Source organism: Nonomuraea sp. NBC_00507 (genome assembly GCF_036013525.1).
In the GTDB taxonomy this organism is placed as follows: domain Bacteria; phylum Actinomycetota; class Actinomycetes; order Streptosporangiales; family Streptosporangiaceae; genus Nonomuraea.
Window position 1 is genome coordinate 1506480 of the sequence record NZ_CP107853.1, and the last position, 18408, is coordinate 1524887.

An 18408-nucleotide genomic window follows, 5' to 3' on the forward strand; every position below is an offset into this window, starting at 1 on the left:
GTGCGAGGGTGTCGAAGGCCGATGAGGAAGCGCGTCGGCGAGCCGAGCGCGCCCAGAAGGTGGGGCTGTGGCGATATCAGCTCATCCGGGAGGCCGCTGATCCGGAGCTGACGACCAGGCAGCGGGGCCGGCTGGTGCGGGCGCTGGCCGACAGCACGCGCGAGGGCCCGTTCGGGGAGCCGATGCTGGTGTCGCGGGGGACGATCGATCGGTGGATCCGCGATTGGCGGGAGGGCGGGTTCGAGGCGCTGGTCCCGCATCCGCGTAACGTGACGCCGCGCACGCCGGAGCAGGTGCTGAACCTGGCGGCGGCGTTGAAGCGGGAGAAGCCGGAGCGGACCGCGGCGCAGATCGTGCGGATCTTGCGGTCCACCTCGGGCTGGTCGCCGTCGGCGCGGACGCTGATCCGGCACTTCGACCGGCTCGAGCTCAACACCCGCCCGGACGGCCAGGCCCCGCGCGCGTTCGGCCGGTTCGAGGCCGACCACCCAAATGATCTTTGGACCGGGGATGCGCTACACGGCCCCAAAATCGCAGGTCGAAAGACGTTTCTCTTCGCGTTCATCGACGACCACAGCCGCCTGGTCGTCGGTCATCGGTGGGGCTATTTCGAAGACACCGTCCGCCTGGCCGCCGCGCTTCGCCCGGCGCTCGCGGCGCGCGGCGTCCCGCAGATGATCTACTTCGATAACGGCAGCGCGATGGTCGATGCCGCGGTGAAGCGAGCCGCGGCCCGCCTCGGCATCAAGATCGCGCATTCGGCGCCGGGCCGGCCGGAAGGCCGGGGGAAGATCGAGCGGTGGTTCGGCGAGGTCAGGCGCCAGTTCCTGGTCGAGATCGCTGGTGACGGGGAGACGTCGGGGACGAAGGTCACCAGCCTGACCGAGCTGAACCGGCTGTTCACGGCCTGGGTGGAGACCGCCTATCACCGGCGGATCCACTCCGAGACCGGTCAGACACCCCTGCAGCGCTGGATGGCCGGTTGCGCGGACGCGCCGTTCCCGACCCCGACCCCGGCGGCGCTGACCGAGGCGTTCAAGTGGAGCGAACGCCGGCAGGTCCGCAAGACCAGCACGGTTCAGCTGTTCTCCAACTTCTACGAGGTCGACGCGTCCTTGATTGGCCGCACCGTTGAGCTGGTCTTCGACCCGTTTGATCTGAACATGGTGGAGGTCCGCTGGAACGGCAGGCCGCAGGGGATGGCGATCCCGCAGGCCATCACCCGCAACGCCCACCCCAAGGCCAAACCCGAGATGCCCGCGGCTCCCGAGCCGGCATCGACCGGCATCGACTACCTGCGGCTGCTGGAGACCAGCCACGACCAGCAGGTGGCCACCGGCATCAACTACGCCGCCCTGATCGACCCTGCTCAGCAGGCCTCTGACCAGGGCAGCGGTCACGATGTTGACGAAGAACACCCGGGCGATGACGCGCAATGACCGGCCAGGTCGACACCCAGCTCGGCCTCGACCCCGGCAGCGATCCTGCACCTGATCCCGGCCCGCAGCCTCTTGACCGACCTGCCCCGCAGGCCGGCACTCCGGTCCTGCCGACCCCAGTACCTGACCCCTCCAGCGCCCGCTCTGCCCGGTCTCGGCGGCGAGAAAGTGACGACGACTCTCCCATGATGGACAAGCTCCAGGGCTACTTCGGCCTATCGAAGACCCCGTTCGGGCGGGGCCTGGCCCCCGCCATGCTGCACCGCCATGCAGCCCACTCCGAAGCCATCGCCCGCATCGCCTGGTGCGTCGCCGAACGAGCATTGGGCGTGGTCACCGGCGAAGTGGGAGTCGGTAAGACCGCCGCGACCAGGGCCGCGATCTTCGGTCTCGACCCGGCCCGGCACCTCGTCATCTACCTCGGCAACCCCGACGTCGGAGTACGCGGCATCCACACGGCCATCGTCACTGCCCTGGGCGGTGTCCCCAAGAACCAGAAGGCCACCCTGATCCCCCAGGCCAGCGACATGCTGGCGACCGAGCAAGCAGAGCGGGGCCGCACACCCGTGCTCGTGATCGACGAGGCGCACATGCTGGCCCACGATCAGCTCGAATCGGTGCGTATGTTGACGAACTTCGACATGGACAGTTCCTCTCCGTTCGCCACGCTGCTGATCGGCCAGCCCACGCTCAAACGCAAGATCAAGCTCGGGGTGCTGGCCGCCCTCGACCAGCGCATCTCCGTCCGCTACCACATGACCGGGATGACGATCGAGGAGACCGCCGACTACGTCCGGCACCACATGACCCTGGCCGGCCGCTCCGACCCGCTCTTCAGCGACGACGCCATCGCTCTCATCCACGAAACCGCCCGCGGCTATCCCCGCTCGGTCAACAACCTCGGACGGCTGTCCCTGCTGGCCACCTACGCCGCCGGCAAGACCATTGTCGACGAATCCGCCGCCCGCACCGCCGTCAACGAATCCGCCGCGCCAGAGTGAGCATCACCACGCCAGCTTGAACACCACGACCCCGCCCGAGCACCCTCGGTGGGGTCGTTCCACATCTGGCCATGCTCAACGCCGGTGTCACTTTCATCAACATCTTGAGTGACCGCGCACACGCAGCCTCGCCAGCCCTTCGACGTCACCGGCCTGAGCCATGAGCCGAGCGAGGTGACCGCCGCGCATGATGGCGGCCACGAACCAGGATAGGGAAGGACGCACGATGTCGGCGCAGATCGCCACTGTCAACGCCGAGCCGAGCAACTCGGCGTGCCCTCGGGCGTGCTGACCCTGCTCGCGCAGCCATTGAGCGGGGATTTGCCGCCAGGAGGCACCGGCGGTATCGGCGCCGCTGGCCAGCCATCGTTCCTGCCAGGTCTCACCGGGCTGGCCGGCCAGCCAGTCCAGCAAGAGCCCCAGACCCCGGCGTCGCTGTCGTTGGCCGCCTGCGCTGTCCAGCACGAATGGCGGGCCGGTCACCAGCAGGAACACCTCGGCACGACCCTGGTGGGTAACCGGCCAGTCCACCGCCGCCGATCGGGCTGGGAACCGGGCATCCACGACCACGCGTCCCAGCGTCGCGGTCGCGGTGATGGCAGCGGGCGCGTCGATGCCAACGTCAGTGCTCACGATGCCCCGCCCCCGAACAGGATGTTGAGCGTCTCGGGCCGATAGCCGGGTGCGGGCGCGGGCCGGATCCGCTGCTCGCTCTGGCGGACCTGCTCGGCGTGGTGGGCCAGCACCCGCCGGATGACATCTTCCTTGCGCGGCGTCAGGTAGATCTGAGTGGTGCTCAGCTGCGCATGCCCGAGCACGAGCTGGACATCGGTGAGCGGCAGAGCCGGGTCCTCGGCCATCCGGTAGGCCGCCGTGTGCCGCAGCGAATGCAACGTCGCCGTGGTGCCGGCCTTCTGGTTGACCCGCTCGAACATGCGGTGCACGGCGTGATAGGTCAACGGCCGGATCGGCCGGCGCAACGTCCACCACAACGGCTGACGCCGACCCGGGGGAATCAGGTCGGACATCTCCACCTGATAGAGCCGCAGCCAGACGAACGCGTCAGTGGAAGCAGGCAACTGCTGCAACTCGCGGGTCCCCTTACGGACGACCGTGATCAGTTGACGTCCCGGATCGACCCCCGCCACCGTGGCCGACAACAGCTCCGACGCGCGCGCCCCGGTGGACACATAGAAGGCGACCAACGCGCGGTCCCGGTGCGATGGCAACGCCGCGAAGATCTCGTTGAACTGCTCATCCGGCACACTGCGCGGGATACGGCTGGGCACCCGCGGCCGGTAGAGCCCGCTGCGTTCGTTCCGGAACGGCTCCATCGGGTTGTGGTGCGCATTCGCCCGCCCGCCACGCCGCGACCGATGCAACGGGAACGGATTCACGATCGGACCCGTGCCCACATCCTGGTGGAAATCGTAGAAGACCCGCAGCACCGTCTCGCTGTGAGCACGCACCGACGGCGCATACGCCTCACCCGCCCGGCTTGCCTGCAACCACCGGCTGAAGTCCCGAGCCTCGATACGAGTCGCCCGATCCCAGGCGACCTCGACCGCCCATATGAACCGGAACCAGCGCAGCAGATCCATGCCATACGAACGGACCGTGGATTCCGACCGGCCCGCCGCCAGCAGATCCCGGAAGAACGCCGTCACCGCCTCCACACCCGTCCCATCGGGGGCCGACGATCCGGTAAGGCTCATAACGATCGCCAGTGGCCACCAGCCGACCAGCCCGAGGCACCAGCAACACGGCCAGATCTCTGGACGGGCCCTCTTCTTCGATCATGGCTGGCCACTCTGACAGGACAAGTCGTGATCTATCCCCTGAACTGCAGAAACTCCACCAGTAGTTCAGTCAATAGGTAACCTCGCCATCGGCGCCCTACGCCTGAACGGCGCCGACAACATCGCCCAAGCCATCCGCCACATCTCCCGCGATGCCACCCGCATCCTCACCGTCCTCGACCTCGCATGATCGACAAGCAAGAGAAAACTCCACTTCGCCGGAGCACTGGGGTCATGGGACCTTCTCCCGTGCTCTCCCAAGCCATCTGTTCGCCTGCCCGAGCTGCCGCCGCCTCGCTTGATGTGGTGGCAGACGCTCCCGTCCGCGCTGCTTATGATCGGTGTCAGGATGGGAACAGGTGGCGACCCACGAACTCATCGGAGGCGACGATTGACACCGCAGAGCGCTCCCAACCACCAGCTGTCGATCACTTCGCGGCAGCGCCTCGTGTTGGTTGTCGGGGCCAGCCTGGGTGCTCTCGTCATGTTCGTGCTCATGTTCTTCGGTCTCATCGAAATCGGCTGGGCCGGGATGTGCGGTGGTAACACCTGTGCTGGGGGATTGCACATCAACTTCCTGCAGGCGGCACTCGTCCTGCCTCCCATTGCCGCCCTGCTCTTCGCCTATCACTGCTCGTTCTCCCGAACGGGAATCGTCGGCAGACTGCTCGTGGCCCAAGCGTTGGCCTTCTCGGTGGCCGTGATCGTATGGTTCGTCTCGGCGGGAACTCTCATTTATGTTGAGGACCTCGCCCTCTTCAGATGACTCCCCGGCCGCCCGGCTCTGGAGATCCCTTACCGCGTAGGCGACAGGCCTTGATCTGCTCTTGTGCGCCGCTGTTCGTCGAGCCGCAGGGGTGGCCAACGCCACCGCCGGGTGCCGCTGGTATAGCCTGATGTGGGTCGTCCTCGCCCATCTCGGGAGAGAGCATCGGCGCGTCCTGGGCGCTGGGCTGAAGATGGACCGCCCGCGAACCGGACATCACATCCTTTAACGCCACCACGCCGAAGCCCTGACCTGTAGAGGGGGCCGGGCTGGCCGGACTTCGTGTCGTCCCGCGCCCGGGACGCGTGCAACCCGGCGTGATCGGAGGCCCAGGCGGCGCCTGTTCGCTGAGGGTGAGGTCGGCGCCAGCGACTCGAAGTGCTCCACCTAAGTGGTCGTCTCCGTAAACCTCACGGGGATTACGCGGCTGGGGCAGTCCGGCAGGCTGATGCTCGCAGTCGATGGGCTGCTGGGAGTTGCGCTCTTTCTGCTCGTGTCGCTCGATACGGGCCAGTAGGTCCTCGAGGTCGGCCGGGGTGAATTTCCATCGGAAGGGCCGGGCAGTCTCGTTGTAACGACGCTCGAAGGCGATTAGCCGGTCTTCGACCTGGTCAAGACTGGTGAAGTCGTTGGGTGTGACGACCTTGGGCTGCACGATGGACAAGTAGATCTCGTCGGGTAGCCGGAGCGCGTTACCGCGCCCCGGCCCCCTCAGAAGCGGCCGTGCCCGTTTTCCAGACCTCGGCGGCACCCTGCTCATGCACGGCATGGCCGTGATCAGGCATGGGCGATCAATCGGCCTCCCCGGTCCGGTGCGTAGCCGTTGATACCGGCGGCGATCGCCTAAAGCCCATCGGCTTCCCGGCACAGCCACCCATCAGTCACCAGCCGCTGCAACCGCGACCGCACCCCCTCCACCTGGGAGCGGGTGTCCGGCTTGCCGATCGCCTGCACGATCTCCCGCGCCCGCATCGGCTCATTCGCCGTCGCCAGCAACGTCACCACCTGCTGCCGGAATCCATGCAACGCCGGCAGTGGCGACGACGGCTCTGCCTCGCAATCGCCGCGGGTGAGGTCGGCCTGTTCTTTCTCGACGACGGCGGTTTCATCGCGGTGATCGACGGTGAACTCTGTCAGGGTCTCGCGGGTGATGGCCCGTCGCCGCAGCCGTTCCTCGACCACAGCCAACTGCGCCCGCAGGTCATCCACCTGCTGCAATGCGGCCGTCTCGGCCTGGGCCACGCGTTCCAACAGTGACGCCACCATCGCCTCCCAGAAGAGGAGCAGCCACATCCCATTGCCGCATTCACGCCATGCAGTCCAACAACTCCACACTGTAAACGGCAAAGCACTGGCAGTCACAAGCGCACCAAAGATCCTTACCAGCTGACGTTGGAGTGGAACGGCCACCGATGTGATTGTGAAACCCAGACCTACTCGCGACCCGCTGGCCGGCATCGACTGGCCCTGGCGCGCTCTGCTCGTCCTGGCCCGCCGGCATCCCCAGCGTCTCGCGAGTGATGCGAAAGTGCTCGACGTCCTGCTCGGCCGTCGCCACCTGCTCGTGGAGCTCCTGCAACCTGCCCGCGCCACTCCGACCGCACCTGATCAGCCCTACTCAAGAACGGGCTCCGAGTGGTCCGCGGGTTAGCTTCCCGGCACTGATAGTGGGGCTGATGCGCTTGGTCCTGGCATCGGGCAAGATCCCTCCATGCGCCTGACTCGCAACCCCCTCGCCCTGCTCTTCACCGCGGCCACCGGACTCGCTTCGCTCCTGACGCTCATCGAGGCGAGCACTCCCGGCCTGTCCTACTGGGCATTGGCACTGGCGCTGTACTGGCTGGTGCTCGCCATCGCCATGGCCTGGTTCGTACGGATGTTGGGCCCTGGCGAGCGCCGGCGGGCGTGGAAGCCCTGGATGTTCGTCCCAGTCGCACTGGCGCTGGGCGCCGTGCTGCTGGTCAAACTCGACGCGCCCCTTCACGCGCGCTTCGCCCTGTCGGAGCCGAGCCTGGAGCGCTACGCCCGGTCGGTGCGCGATGACTATGACAGCCGTCGGTGGTGGGGCCTGTATTGGGTGGACGACGTGGAGAAGATCCCCGGGTGAGCGAGGTTCATGGTCACCTCGCTCACCATGAATTGGAAGAGCTACGGCTTCGCCTACGCCCCGGATCGGGTACCGGGCCCAGAAGAGGGAGTGTATGAACACTTCAGGGGCCCTTGGTACATCTGGACCGACGGGCCCTGAACCCTCGATGCATGACCTCCCGGTTCCACGTAGCAGCGCGCCCTTACCCGCCTTGTCCAGGCGGTCGTACTCCTCCAGGATCCGGGCCTTGTAGGCGGCGGAGTAGGAACGCGGACGCCCACGTTCACGCACCTGAGGATCAGGGACCTCCGGATCCGGCTTGTCTGCTCCCACGAAGGGATGTCTCCTTCCCCACCGTCAGCACAGAGTTTCATGCCTATTTGTTGCCTATGTCCATTTTGACAGGGAGGGTGGCGAGACCGACTCAGCTGGATCCTCCACGAGTACTCACATGCATCTTGAACTGCGTGGATGAGGTTTTCGACAGGCGCGCCGCTGTGCTCTGACGACCTTGGGGCGTCTGGACTGCCCCGGCTCTTTCTGCTCCCGATGCATCGGAGAGTTGCTTGCTGCTATAGTGCGTAATGCAATATAGGAGGAGGCAATAAATGAGGATCTTGTTAATCGGTTCGACCGGTCGCACCGGCAGGCACGTGTTGGCGCAGGGCATCGAGCGCGGGCATGAGATCACAGCCTTCGCCCGCCGCCCGGAACTCCTGCCTCACATGCCGAAACTGGCCGGCGTGCAGCAAGGTGACGCGCATGATCTGGAGGCGGTGCGCACAGCCGTGTCTGGCCAGGACGCGGTGATCGCCGCCGTCGGGGGCAGTCGCATCGCGGACAACCTCATCACGGCTATGCCGGAAGCCGGGGTGTCGCGATTGGTGATGACCAGCAGTCGGTCGGTGCCCGCCACCCGCCCTCGTCTCGCGGTGACGCTGGCATGGCTGTTCTTCCGGCAGGCGTACGTGGACCTCGCTCGGGCCGAAGGCATGCTACAGGTCAGCGGCCTGGACTGGACTATCGCCCGCGCCACCATGCTCACCGACAAGCCGGCGGCCGGGCGGGTGCACGTCGACTTCGAGGACAACGCGACAGGCGGCGCGATGCAACTGTCCCGCGCCGACTACGCGATGACGCTGCTCGACGTCGTCGAGGACTCCGAGCTGATCGGCAAGGCGCTGGGAATCTGCGGGCCGAAGGGGAAGGTGTCCCCCGCTCGGCGTACCCTCAGAGGTTCGACGGTGGACGTCGACGATTCGGGGTGAGGGTTCGGCCGGCGGGTCGGTCGTGTGATCCTTCCGATATAGTGCGAGCCGCACTATGGAGGAGGTTTTCGTGGCGCGACGTCCTGATCTGGCTGGTTTGACCGTGCTGGCCATGCTCACGGTGCGTGCCGCCCATCCGTACGAGCTCCATCGTTTCATCGTCGACACGCACAAGGATTATGTGACGGGTTTGCCCAGGAGCCTGTATCACGCGGTCGAGAAGCTCGCTGGCGAGGACCTGATCGTCCCGGTAGAAACCACGAGGGAGGGGCGCCGGCCGGAGCGAACGGTTTACGAGATCACTGACGAGGGGCGTAAGGAACTGTCGACGCGGCTCCGCGCGCTCCTGGAAACTCCTCACCCCGACCGCCGTACCTTCACTGCGGCCATCTCTCTCATCGGCGCCTTGCCGATGTCCGACGCGCTGGCCGCCCTGCGAACCAGGGCGGCGGCGATCGAGGGGCAACTGGCCGGGATGGACGCTCATCTGCGTGCCCTGAAGGAAAACGGCCTGCCCGAGATTTTGATGATCGAGGTGGACTACGAGCGATCGATGAATCAGGCAGACCTGGAATGGGTTCGTGGTCTGATCGTGCGCCTGGAATCGAAGAAACTCGACTGGAGCGATACCGGTAATCAGGGCCTACTCTCACAGGTGCTCGACCAACCGTGACCGAACGTCAGCGGTGCGCTCCCACGAGCACCGGAATCACCGGTCTGCTCGCTGCTCTCCCTGAGGCGTAATCGCGGGCACCACAGCCGCAAACTCCCCTCGGCACGCCGATCGCTTTCGCCATCAAGGGCGGACACGGCGAAGGGCGAGCGGCCACCACCCCTTCGCAGCCGCCGACTCCTTGCACCTGTAGAGCCTTTCTCGTTTTCCTGCCGTTTCGGCAGCGAACCTCTTGCTCCAGCCGAGAGCTGTATCTCGCTTCGCCCTGTGAACACAGGCAGCCCACACCGAAGAAAGGGAGATTCATGAATTACGGGATCAACTATGACACCGGGTTCTTGCCGGGACCGCAGCAGACACGCAAAACGTTCGACGTCGAGACCGTCAAGCGTGACATGCGCGCGATGGCCGATGACCTGCACTGCACCGTGGTACGCGTTTCGGGCAGCAACCCTGTGCGGCTGAGCGTGGCGGCCGAGCAGGCGGCCGCCGTCGGTCTGGGCGTCTGGTTCTCGCCGTTCCCCGTAGACCTGACGCCCGAGGAGACCATGGGCTGCCTGATCGAGTCCGCCGAGCGGGCCGAAGCGTTGCGGAGGAGCGGGGCTGAGGTGATCCTCGTCGCCGGCTGCGAGATGAGCGCCTACTGCGGTGGCTACCTACCGGGCGAGACATTTCTGGATCGATTCCATGCCATGAGCGGTGGTGTGGAGTTCTGGGAGTCGATCGGTCCGATCATGCAGCGGTTCAACGCCTGGCTGGGCGAGGTGGTCGAGACCGTCAGGAAGCGTTTCGGGGGACGCATCACCTATGCCTCCGGCCAGTGGGAGGTGATCGACTGGACGCCGTTCGACCTGGTAGGGGTGGGCGCCTACCGTGCCGCGTACAACGCCCATGGGTTCCGCGAGGAACTACGCGAGCACTTCAGGCACGGCAAGCCGGTCGCCGTAACCGAGTTCGGCACCTGCGCCTACACCGGCGCGGGCGAACGCGGTGCCATGGCGTGGCAGCCCCCAGCGGGGGCCGCCCGCGACGAGGGCGAGCAGGTGCGTTACTTCACCGAACTGCTTGACCTCTTCCACGAGGAGGGTGTGGATACCGCGTTGTGGTTCACTTTCGCGGGCTTCGCGCTGCAAGGGGAGCAGGATCTCAGCTCCTATGGCGTTGTGAGGATGCTCGACGAGACCCGGTGGACGCCCAAGGAAGTCTTCCGCACCATGGCCGCCAGATATGCACACGCGAAGGGGGACGCTACCGGCGCCAGCGAGTGCCGGTAGGGATCGACCACAGCAAGACAGCACGAAGACCTGGCCACCAGGCGGACTGGCCGCCGCGTCCCCGATGATGATCGTTACCGATCAGCGATGGCGCTTGCAGCTTGGTTTCTCGGAAGGCGGCGATGACGGCGGGGGTGCGCAGGTGTCCGCCGTTGATGAGGCCGTTGACCAGCGCTTCGCGCAGCTCAGCAGGGTCGGTGGTAGGAGTCGACGCGGTCTCCCTTCGAGTGAGGGTTGGGACTGGTGCGGATCGGCGGGTAGACGCGTCGGCTGTTTCTCGGTTGTGGACGCTCACGGCAAACGATGAGGGTCTTGCATCGTCGCATGCCCATGAGGTGTTTCCGGGGCGGGATGGGCTCGCCGTCCAGGCTGGTTGAGGTCGGCGAGTTCGCGGATGTGGGGGACCTCCGGGCCCTCCGTGGAGTCGCGGCGGCGATGGTGGCGCGGGCAGTGCCCGGCTGGCGGCCCGCGTTGGATTATGCGTGGCCAAGGACACCTCGCTGCGGCTGGTCCGCGCGGCGCATCGACCGGCCAGGTCTCGAGTGCGGTCCCTGCATCGCGCCAGGAGTGCGACAGCGAAACGACAGTGGAGCCTGTCAGGCTCTGGTCCTGCGCGGGTCAGCCGTCCAGCCCGTCGAGCGTGCAACCCCCACTGCACAAGGTAACGGAGGGCTGGCCCGCGTTTTCCGACAGATCCGAATCGGAGTTCCATGAGTGCCGGTTCGGTCTTTTGACTACCCGCGGTGGCGCTTCGCCACAGACCTGATTTTCGAACGAAATAAGCCGGTCTAAGCGCTGACCGATTGAGGCTTATGGCAAGCAGTGTCCGAGAAGGATGTGCGGTGGATGTTTAGGTGGATGGGCTCGCGGGGGCGAAGGACGACTTGCGCGTTCATAGTGGCGGTAGCGCTAATGGTCGGCAGCACGGTCGTGGCCTCTGCGCCGCTGCCTGCTGCTGCGGCGGGGCGGGTGCCGGCGCAGTTCATCGCCAAAATGTACAGCGAGGCGCTGGGCCGGATGCCTGACGCGGGCGGGTGGGCCGCCATGGTGGCGGACTTCTCGGCTCACGGTTGCTCGACCGAGCGCATCAGAGAGCGGGTGCGCGCCTTTTACACCTCGTCGGAATTCGTGCAGTTGCCGTACGACGCTCAATCCAGGGTCTTGACCCTCTACCGCGGCGCGCTCAACCGCGAACCCGATCAGAATGGCTTTGATCACCACGTCGGCCTGCTCATGACCGATAAGCGCAACTGGTCCCAGACGGTGGAAAGCTTCGCTGCCGGCGACGAGTTGGGCTCCGTGGCGAAGACGATCTGCGGCTCTGCCACCTACCATTACGGCACGGTGCCGGCTCCCACTCTCACCGCGGTGGGGACGGGATTCGCTGGAGGCACCGGACAGGCGTTGCAGAGCTTGTTGGACGCCGCTCCCGACAACAGCACCGTTTACCTGGCGCAAAAGGCCGTGGTACGACTCCAGGAAACGCTGGTCATCCCACCAGGTCGGACACTCGTCACGACCGGAGCCCCGCCGGTGCACCAATACGCGCGGCAGGCCCGGCTGGTGCGTGCGGGCAGTTTCAGTGCGCCGATGGTCCGAGTCCAGGGAGGGGGACGGCTGCTGAATGTCTGGGTGGACGGCCAGCGCGGTGCCCCGACGAACTATGTAGGGAAAGCGACCAATGTCCAGGTCATGGGCGGCAACGGGACACAGGTGAGCAGGTCCAAGATCTCCAACAGCCTCGGCTGGACCAGCCTGGAAGCCTTCGGCAGCTATGAGAATTTTCCCTGCCAGAGCACGATGATCAGCGACAATCTGGTGACCGCCTACTCCTCCGACCACTATGGCGGGCGTTTGACCGATGGTCTCTCGGTGGCCTGCGAGAACGCCACTATCGAAGGCAATCGCATTATCGACGCCACCGACGTGGGGATCGTGGTGTATCGGTCGAGTCCCGCGGTGCAGCGCTCCTCTATCCGCGCCAACATGGTGCTGAACGCCGGCAACTCCGCCTATGGTGCCATCGCTTTCGATGGCCTCCACAGCCAGAACACGACGCACGATTTCACCGGCGCCTCGATGAGCGCGAATTCGTTCTGGACCGGACCCGACGCGCACGTGGAGATTGGTCTGGTCGTGGGCAGCCGGTCCTGGTTCGGCGTCCTCTCGGACGCGGGCACCGGCGCAGCCGTACGCGACAACTCCACGAACGGGTTGACAGCGGTCGTGGGTACTGGGATCGCCGTCACCGGCATGCACCGCGGCACCGTGCAAGGCAATGATCTACGGCTTTCGGTGGAGCCGATCGGCCGGTGCCCGCATGTCAACTTCGGTGTGGACGCCGACGGCCATGCCGACGACGGTGACTATCAACCTGGATGGACCAAGGTGAGCTTCACCGACAGCCAAGGACGCGGCTGCCTCACCGCCCACTGAGCCGCCAAAGGAAGAAGGGCTCAGCACCGAGAGCAGTCTCGATTCTCTCGTGCTGGATGGAGCGGTGGCCTCTCTGACGCGACGCGCCGGTGTCGCGACAGATCACCGGTCTTGATCGGCGGCTCTGCTAGTTCAGACGCGGACGCCTTGTGATCATGCCATGGCGGATGCTTGGCCATCTCTGCCGAGGTATCGGACCAAGTTCGAAGCCGCGTGTGGAGCCCCCTGTCACCGCGCGGCGTCGATGGACAGAGACCGCGGGACATGGCGTATTTCCAGCAGCCGCACCCAAGATCCGCGACACCCAAAGATTTGCATGATCATCATTTGGGAGAGTTGAGAGAGGTGAGATCATGACCGCGGTTACCGATGGACTGGTACTGCGGTTGGCATCGCATGCCGACCATGAATGGATCTACCGCCTACGGCATGAGGTGTACGCGCCGGAGCTCGGCCAGCACGCGCCCAATGCGGCTGGATGGCTCACCGACGACCTCGACAAGGACAACGTCTACATCGTGGCAGCCGACCAGGACCGGCCTGTCGGATTCATCAGCATCACGCCTGCCTGGGCAAGCCGCTATTCGATCGACAAATATCTGCACCGGCAGGAGCACCCGACGCTGCGCGAGGACGAGAGTGGCCTGTTCGAGATCCGCATCCTGACCGTCGATCCGAGTCGACGAGGTGTGATGACCGGCAAGCTCTTGATGTACGCGGCGCTGCGGTGGGTGATGGCGCAGGGCGGTCGGACCATCGTGGCCTTGGGCCGTGTCGAACTCCTTCCGATGTACCTGGCCCTGGGGCTGACCTCCACCGGGGTGCCCGTGTGTTCCGGCGCTGTCGACTTCGAGCTCCTGACCGGTGAGGTCGCCGATCTAACCGACCGGACACTGCGCAAGTACGGCCCACTGCTGCGTGATGTACGGCCGAGGCTGCGCTGGGAGTTAGAGGTGCCCTTCTGGCCCGAGATGGAGTCCTGCGACCACGGCGGCGCTTCCATCGAGGCCCTGGGGCGCCGATTCGACACCCTGACAGCGCACCGCGACATTGTGCCCGCCGACGTGCTCGACGCTTGGTTCCCCCCTGCTCCTGCCGTCCTCGCGGCATTGACCGATGATCAGGAGTGGATCCTACGGACCTCGCCGCCCGCGCGGGCGACTGGGTTGATCGAGGAGATCGCGGTTCGCCGGAACCTGCCGCAAGGCGCGGTCACTGTCGGCGCGGGATCCTCCGATCTGATCTACCGCACGTTCGGCAGCTGGCTGGACACCTCTTCACGGGTGCTGCTCGTTGACCCCTCCTATGGCGAATATGCCCATGTCGTTGAGCGGGTGATCGGCTGCCGTGCCGATCGGTTCTGCCTCCGTCGTGAGCAGGGGTGGCGGGTCGACCTGGACCGCTTCGCCGACCGCCTGCGTGGACGCTACGACCTGGTCGTCATCGTCAACCCCAACAACCCCACCGGCGTGCACCTCGACGCAGGCGAGCTACGCGAAGTGCTGACACAGGCACCGGGCGGAACGCGGTTCTGGATCGATGAGGCCTACGTCGGCTACAGCGGGCTCGGGCAATCGCTGGAGCGTTACGCGGCGAACTCGGGCAACACCGTCGTGTGCACGTCCCTGTCGAAGATGTACGCGCTGTCGGGCCTGCGAGCGGCCTACCTTACCGCGCCACCGCAGATCGCGGCCGGGCTACGCCGCTGGACCGCACCGTGGGTGGTGAGCCTGCCCGCGCAGATCGCCGCAGTGCGCGCCCTGCGTGATCCCGACTACTACACCGCCCGCTGGGCGCAGACCGTGCTGCTGCGCGCCGAGCTGGCGGCATCACTTGCCACGATCGATGAGGACCTGCAGGTACACGAGTCGGTGGCGAACTTCGTCCTGCTGACGCTGCCCCGCGGTGGTCCCAGCGCCACCCGCCTGGTCGAACAATGTCGGCGCCATGGGGTGTTTCTGCGCGACCTGTCTCCGTTGTCAGCGGCGTTCGAGGGCAGGACGCTGAGGATCGCGGTACGCGACGCCTCGGCCAATGCCCGCACCGCTGCCACCGTCGCCGACGCGTTACGTGGCCTGCAGCGGACGCCGTGACCGGTGTCGGTGATCTCATCCCGTATCTCGCCGGCATGTTGGCCGCCGGCGGGATCGCCGTGGCTGTGTCGCGGCGGCGAGAGTACATCCTGCGGTGGTGCGCCTGGGCGGTGGCCGTACCTGTCGTGGTCGTCGCCCTGTATCTCGGCCCTGGTGGTGCGGCCGTTCTGGCCGCGACGGCGGGGGTGGGATGCGCCGTCGAGTACGGTCGTCTGACCGGCCTGCCACGACCCGACCGTGTGGTGCTCACCCTCGCCACGACCGCGATGCCTCTGGCGGCCTGGCTGTTCCCCGCGCAGTTGCCTCAAGTGCTCGCCTCCGCCCTCCTGGCCGTCGTTTTGGTCCCGCTGTTAGCCGGGGACGCGACCGCTGGACTGAAACGGCTGTGCCTGGGCGTGTTCGGTGTCGTGTGGTTCGCGCCGCTGATCGGCGTGGTGCTGCTCGGTCCGGCCGTCCTGGCGTTGTTCGCCGCAGTGTCGGTCACCGATATCACCGCCTCACTCGTCGGCCGGCTCCTGGGCGGGCCACCGTTGTCGCCGCTGTCACCGGACAAGCATTGGAGCGGCCTACTGGCTGGTGCCGTTGCCGGTCTGGTGATGCTGACCCTGCTGGGCGCGTTCACCCTCCCGTCGGTCGTCGCCGTGACGGTCGGCGCTCCCCTGGGGGACCTCCTGGAGTCGGTGATCAAGCGAGGCGTTCAGGCCAAGGATTCCGCATCCTGGCTGGCAGGCGCCGGTGGACTGCTGGACCGGCTGGACTCCCTGCTGTTCGCCCTCGTCCTGGCCTTGTTGCTCGGCTGATGCGTTGAGCAACAACCTGGAGGAGAAGCCCGTGCATCGCGAGCGACGTTGCTGCCGTTGATCCGTGGGCATCATCGGCGCGGACGAGTTCGGGCTGGGTGCGGGGCCGACCGATCCGAGCCGGGGCAGGATGGCGGCGATCATCGCGTGAATGCGCCGCATGGATCCCGTACGGGACGGCTGAAGGGGATGTGGCTGCTCAGCCGCGCGCGGTCTCCCCAGCAGGGCCAGGGCGATGCCGCCATCATCCATCAACGCCATGGCGCTGCGCAGGCCGAGACTCGCCGGTAGTGAAAGTGGCCTCCCGCGCGGCGATCATCGTGCTGGCGTATCTTCGCAGCACGCTTCCTGGCAGCCCCGGCGACCACGTGGCGCCCAGCCAGCCAGCATTCCCCCCGGCACCTTGCCCCCGCGGCCGCGCCATCAGACACGTACGGAGTCACTCCGAGCGCCTCGGGACCGTTGCCCGCCCGAAGCAGAGTATTCATCCAGGCCAGCTCACCAGGGGCTAAGGCTGTTCACTCGTCCTTGGGACGAAGCATTAGCCAACTGATGTCGTCGGCGCGAGTGCCATCACGGTAGGGGAGCGGCTCGCAATGCCTGCACTCTTGCACGAAGCCCGTCCGCTCCAGTACCCGGTGCGAGGTCGTGTTTGGGCTTCCCCTCGTAGCGTGGAGACCGAACCAAGAGAGGTTTGGTCGTGGCAGGAACCACGAGGCGTCGCTTTGATCCGGAGTTCCGGGCTGGGGCGGTGAGGATCGTCAAGGAGACCGGCAAACCCGTCGCGCACATAGCGCAGGATCTGGGTATCAACGAGTACACGCTGTACAACTGGGTGCAGATGGACCGGCACTCAACAGGGCAGGTCGGGCGCGACGGCAACGGAGGCGGCAAGCTGAAGGAGTCCGAGCAGGAGGAACTGGCGCGACTGCGGCGGGAGAAAGCCGAGCTGGTCAAGCAGCACGCCAAGGACAAGGCCGCCTGGGAGAAGGAGCGCGCCGAGTTGGAGGACGAGCGTGATGTCCTCAAACGATCCGTGGTCCTATGGGTCAAGGACTCGCTGAACCGATAACTGTGGTGGAGTTCATCGAGTCCCAAAGGGCCGAGTTTGGTGTCCCCCACACGATCTGCTTCCGTGCGCTGGGAGTATCGCCCTCGTGGTTCTACAAATGGAAGAACCGCAGGCCAACAGCTCGGGAAGAGCGGCGCGTCCATCTGGACGAGGAGATCAACCGGCATTTCGCCGCCTCCGGTGGCACCTACGGGTCGCCGCGCATCACCCAGGACCTGAGGTCCGAGGGCTGGAAGCTGTCGGAGAACACCGTGGCCAAGCGGATGGCCGAACTCGGCTTGGCCGGGCGGAGGCCGAAGAAGCCGCGCTCGCTGACCCGTCAGGGCAAGCGGCCGGCCGCGCCGGATCTGGTGCGGCGGAAGTTCACCGCGGTCGCTGCGGATGTGCTGTGGGTCGGCGACGTCACGATGATCCGCACCGATGAGGGGCCGCTGTACTTGGCCTCGGTCGAAGACCTGTTCTCCCGCCGGCTGCTCGGCTACGCCATGTCCGAGCACCATGACGCGGCGCTGACGGTCGCCTCACTGCAGATGGCCGTGGTCACGCGCGGTGGTGACGTGGACGGGGTGATCTTCCACTCGGATCGTGGATCGGAGTACACCGCTGCCCGCTACCAGGCCGAATGCCGGAAGCACAAAGTGGTGCAGTCCATGGGCCGGGTCGGGTGCGCGCTCGACAACGGAGCCGCCGAGTCGCTCAACAGCACGCTGAAGGTCGAGTTCGTATACCGGCACCGCTTCCGCACCCGGGCGGAGGCCCGGCTGAAGATTGCGACCTGGATCGCAGACTTCTACAACGTCAAGCGCAGGCACAGTGCCAACGACGGGCTGCCGCCTGTCACATTCGAGCATCAGATGATCGAGAAGCGGCAAGCGTCAACGGGCCTGTTGAGGGCCGCTGTGGCATAGAACCGTCTCCACGGTTTGAGGGGATTGACATGTTAGCCACATCGGTGCTGGCGATGACCCGGTGCAGCTTGGTGTTGGCGAACGCCCAGTTCACGAGCAGGTTCACCGCTCGGGTCACGAGGCCCTTGCCACGGTGGGCCTCCAGCAACGAGTAGCCGACCATGGCTTGGCCGAGCCGAGGCTCCATCTGCATGCGCTGAAAGTGCCCGGCGAACTCCCCTCTCGCGTCGCGTACGGCCAGCTGCCGGGCAGTGTGAGCGTGGAGCCGATTGACTATGGGCCGCGGAGTGTGATCGGCGCAGCTGGCGGCCACACCCTTCAAGGGGTCCTTTCGAACAGACAGAAGGGATGTCCGTCGGGGTCGAAGAGGACTCGGACGTGTTCTTGAGGTTGCACCGCGGCGAGGGCGGCGCCGCGATCGACAGCCCACTGTACGGCGACGTCAAGGTCATCGACGGCGATGTCGAGATGCTGGGTGGCATTCTGTCCGCCGGCAACGCTCGGCCAGGTCGGCCGGATGAACTGTTGTTCGTACTCGAAGTTCAGGACCGGCCCGGCCTCGGGAGATGGAGGGCGGATCTGGGCCCATCCGCCGCGAGTAGGGTCACCCGCAACAGGCGGTTCGTCAGCGGTTACCGTCAAGCCCAGCAATGCGGCGTAGAAGTGCGCGAGGTCATGCGGCTGGGAAGTGCCGATCGTGATGGAGGTGACCTGCAAACGTGCTTGTGAACGGTTTGACTCTGTGGCGTCCATACGATCGATCCTTCCAGTCATGCGACATCCAAAACCC

At 66.0% G+C, this 18408-nt stretch carries 19 protein-coding genes; 13 read left to right on the forward strand and 6 right to left on the reverse strand.

Annotation, left to right across the window (positions count from 1 at the left end; all coding sequences use genetic code 11):
- The first annotated feature begins 8 nt into the window (after nucleotides 1-8).
- Both OHA25_RS07710 and OHA25_RS07715 read left to right on the forward strand, forming a co-directional pair.
- On the forward strand, nucleotides 9-1439 hold the full coding sequence (locus tag OHA25_RS07710) for a DDE-type integrase/transposase/recombinase (protein ID WP_327586889.1): 1431 nt from the start codon (nucleotides 9-11) through the stop codon (nucleotides 1437-1439).
- Nucleotides 1440-1624: 185 nt separating this feature from the next.
- Nucleotides 1625-2440 (forward strand): ExeA family protein, encoded by an 816-nt coding sequence (locus tag OHA25_RS07715; RefSeq protein ID WP_327586890.1) that lies wholly within the window; start codon nucleotides 1625-1627, stop codon nucleotides 2438-2440.
- Between the two features lie 96 nt (nucleotides 2441-2536).
- On the opposite strand, the gene OHA25_RS07720 is transcribed toward OHA25_RS07715, so the two are convergent.
- Together OHA25_RS07720 and OHA25_RS07725 are read right to left on the reverse strand one after the other, a co-directional pair.
- A complete protein-coding gene (locus OHA25_RS07720; RefSeq protein WP_327586891.1) occupies nucleotides 2537-3073 on the reverse strand; it encodes a hypothetical protein in 537 nt (178 codons plus the stop codon).
- The gene (locus OHA25_RS07725) at nucleotides 3070-4155 is read right to left on the reverse strand and encodes a tyrosine-type recombinase/integrase (protein WP_327586892.1); all 1086 of its coding nucleotides are present in this window, start codon (nucleotides 4153-4155) and stop codon (nucleotides 3070-3072) included. The genes OHA25_RS07720 and OHA25_RS07725 overlap by 4 nt, the downstream gene beginning before the upstream one ends.
- A gap of 568 nt (nucleotides 4156-4723) precedes the next feature.
- Between OHA25_RS07725 and OHA25_RS07730 the strand changes: the two genes are divergently transcribed.
- Nucleotides 4724-5005, forward strand: coding sequence for a hypothetical protein (locus OHA25_RS07730; protein WP_327586893.1), 282 nt, complete (start codon nucleotides 4724-4726; stop codon nucleotides 5003-5005).
- On the opposite strand, the gene OHA25_RS07735 is transcribed toward OHA25_RS07730, so the two are convergent.
- Nucleotides 4998-5669 (reverse strand): hypothetical protein, encoded by a 672-nt coding sequence (locus OHA25_RS07735; protein WP_327586894.1) that lies wholly within the window; start codon nucleotides 5667-5669, stop codon nucleotides 4998-5000. The two genes, OHA25_RS07730 and OHA25_RS07735, sit on opposite strands and share 8 nt — an antisense overlap.
- 179 nt (nucleotides 5670-5848) lie before the next feature.
- The gene (locus tag OHA25_RS07740; RefSeq protein ID WP_327586895.1) at nucleotides 5849-6298 is read right to left on the reverse strand and encodes a hypothetical protein; all 450 of its coding nucleotides are present in this window, start codon (nucleotides 6296-6298) and stop codon (nucleotides 5849-5851) included.
- A 127-nt stretch (nucleotides 6299-6425) separates the two neighbouring features.
- Here OHA25_RS07740 and OHA25_RS07745 point away from each other — a divergent pair, with 127 nt between their 5' ends.
- The 10 genes from OHA25_RS07745 to OHA25_RS07790 all read left to right on the forward strand — a co-directional run bounded on the left by OHA25_RS07745 (nucleotide 6426) and on the right by OHA25_RS07790 (nucleotide 17618).
- Complete coding sequence (locus OHA25_RS07745; protein ID WP_327586896.1) at nucleotides 6426-6656, forward strand: hypothetical protein; 231 nt, start codon at nucleotides 6426-6428, stop codon at nucleotides 6654-6656.
- 60 nt (nucleotides 6657-6716) lie between these two features.
- Nucleotides 6717-7112 (forward strand): hypothetical protein, encoded by a 396-nt coding sequence (locus tag OHA25_RS07750; protein ID WP_327586897.1) that lies wholly within the window; start codon nucleotides 6717-6719, stop codon nucleotides 7110-7112.
- Nucleotides 7113-7702: 590 nt separating this feature from the next.
- Complete coding sequence (locus tag OHA25_RS07755) at nucleotides 7703-8362, forward strand: NAD(P)-dependent oxidoreductase (RefSeq protein ID WP_327586898.1); 660 nt, start codon at nucleotides 7703-7705, stop codon at nucleotides 8360-8362.
- Nucleotides 8363-8432: 70 nt separating this feature from the next.
- Complete coding sequence (locus OHA25_RS07760; RefSeq protein WP_327586899.1) at nucleotides 8433-9035, forward strand: PadR family transcriptional regulator; 603 nt, start codon at nucleotides 8433-8435, stop codon at nucleotides 9033-9035.
- Nucleotides 9036-9340: 305 nt separating this feature from the next.
- Nucleotides 9341-10309, forward strand: a complete 969-nt coding sequence (locus OHA25_RS07765; protein WP_327586900.1) for a hypothetical protein — start codon at nucleotides 9341-9343, stop codon at nucleotides 10307-10309.
- Between the two features lie 912 nt (nucleotides 10310-11221).
- Complete coding sequence (locus OHA25_RS07770) at nucleotides 11222-12745, forward strand: hypothetical protein (protein ID WP_327586901.1); 1524 nt, start codon at nucleotides 11222-11224, stop codon at nucleotides 12743-12745.
- A 353-nt stretch (nucleotides 12746-13098) separates the two neighbouring features.
- Entirely contained in the window at nucleotides 13099-14838 is a 1740-nt protein-coding gene (locus OHA25_RS07775) for a histidinol-phosphate aminotransferase family protein (RefSeq protein WP_327586902.1), read from the forward strand.
- Complete coding sequence (locus OHA25_RS07780; RefSeq protein WP_327586903.1) at nucleotides 14835-15638, forward strand: phosphatidate cytidylyltransferase; 804 nt, start codon at nucleotides 14835-14837, stop codon at nucleotides 15636-15638. Before OHA25_RS07775 ends, OHA25_RS07780 begins: the two co-directional genes overlap by 4 nt.
- Nucleotides 15639-16338: 700 nt before the next feature.
- Complete coding sequence (locus OHA25_RS07785) at nucleotides 16339-16710, forward strand: transposase (RefSeq protein WP_327586904.1); 372 nt, start codon at nucleotides 16339-16341, stop codon at nucleotides 16708-16710.
- 5 nt (nucleotides 16711-16715) lie between these two features.
- Entirely contained in the window at nucleotides 16716-17618 is a 903-nt protein-coding gene (locus OHA25_RS07790) for an IS3 family transposase (protein WP_327586905.1), read from the forward strand.
- Here OHA25_RS07790 and OHA25_RS61185 read toward each other — a convergent pair.
- Together OHA25_RS61185 and OHA25_RS07795 are read right to left on the reverse strand one after the other, a co-directional pair.
- Nucleotides 17548-18048 carry a GNAT family N-acetyltransferase gene (locus OHA25_RS61185; RefSeq protein ID WP_442942075.1) on the reverse strand — a complete coding sequence of 167 codons (501 nt, stop codon included), beginning with the start codon at nucleotides 18046-18048 and terminating at the stop codon, nucleotides 17548-17550. The two genes, OHA25_RS07790 and OHA25_RS61185, sit on opposite strands and share 71 nt — an antisense overlap.
- The gene (locus OHA25_RS07795) at nucleotides 17937-18371 is read right to left on the reverse strand and encodes a VOC family protein (protein ID WP_327586906.1); all 435 of its coding nucleotides are present in this window, start codon (nucleotides 18369-18371) and stop codon (nucleotides 17937-17939) included. The genes OHA25_RS61185 and OHA25_RS07795 overlap by 112 nt, the downstream gene beginning before the upstream one ends.
- Nucleotides 18372-18408: the final 37 nt, after the last annotated feature.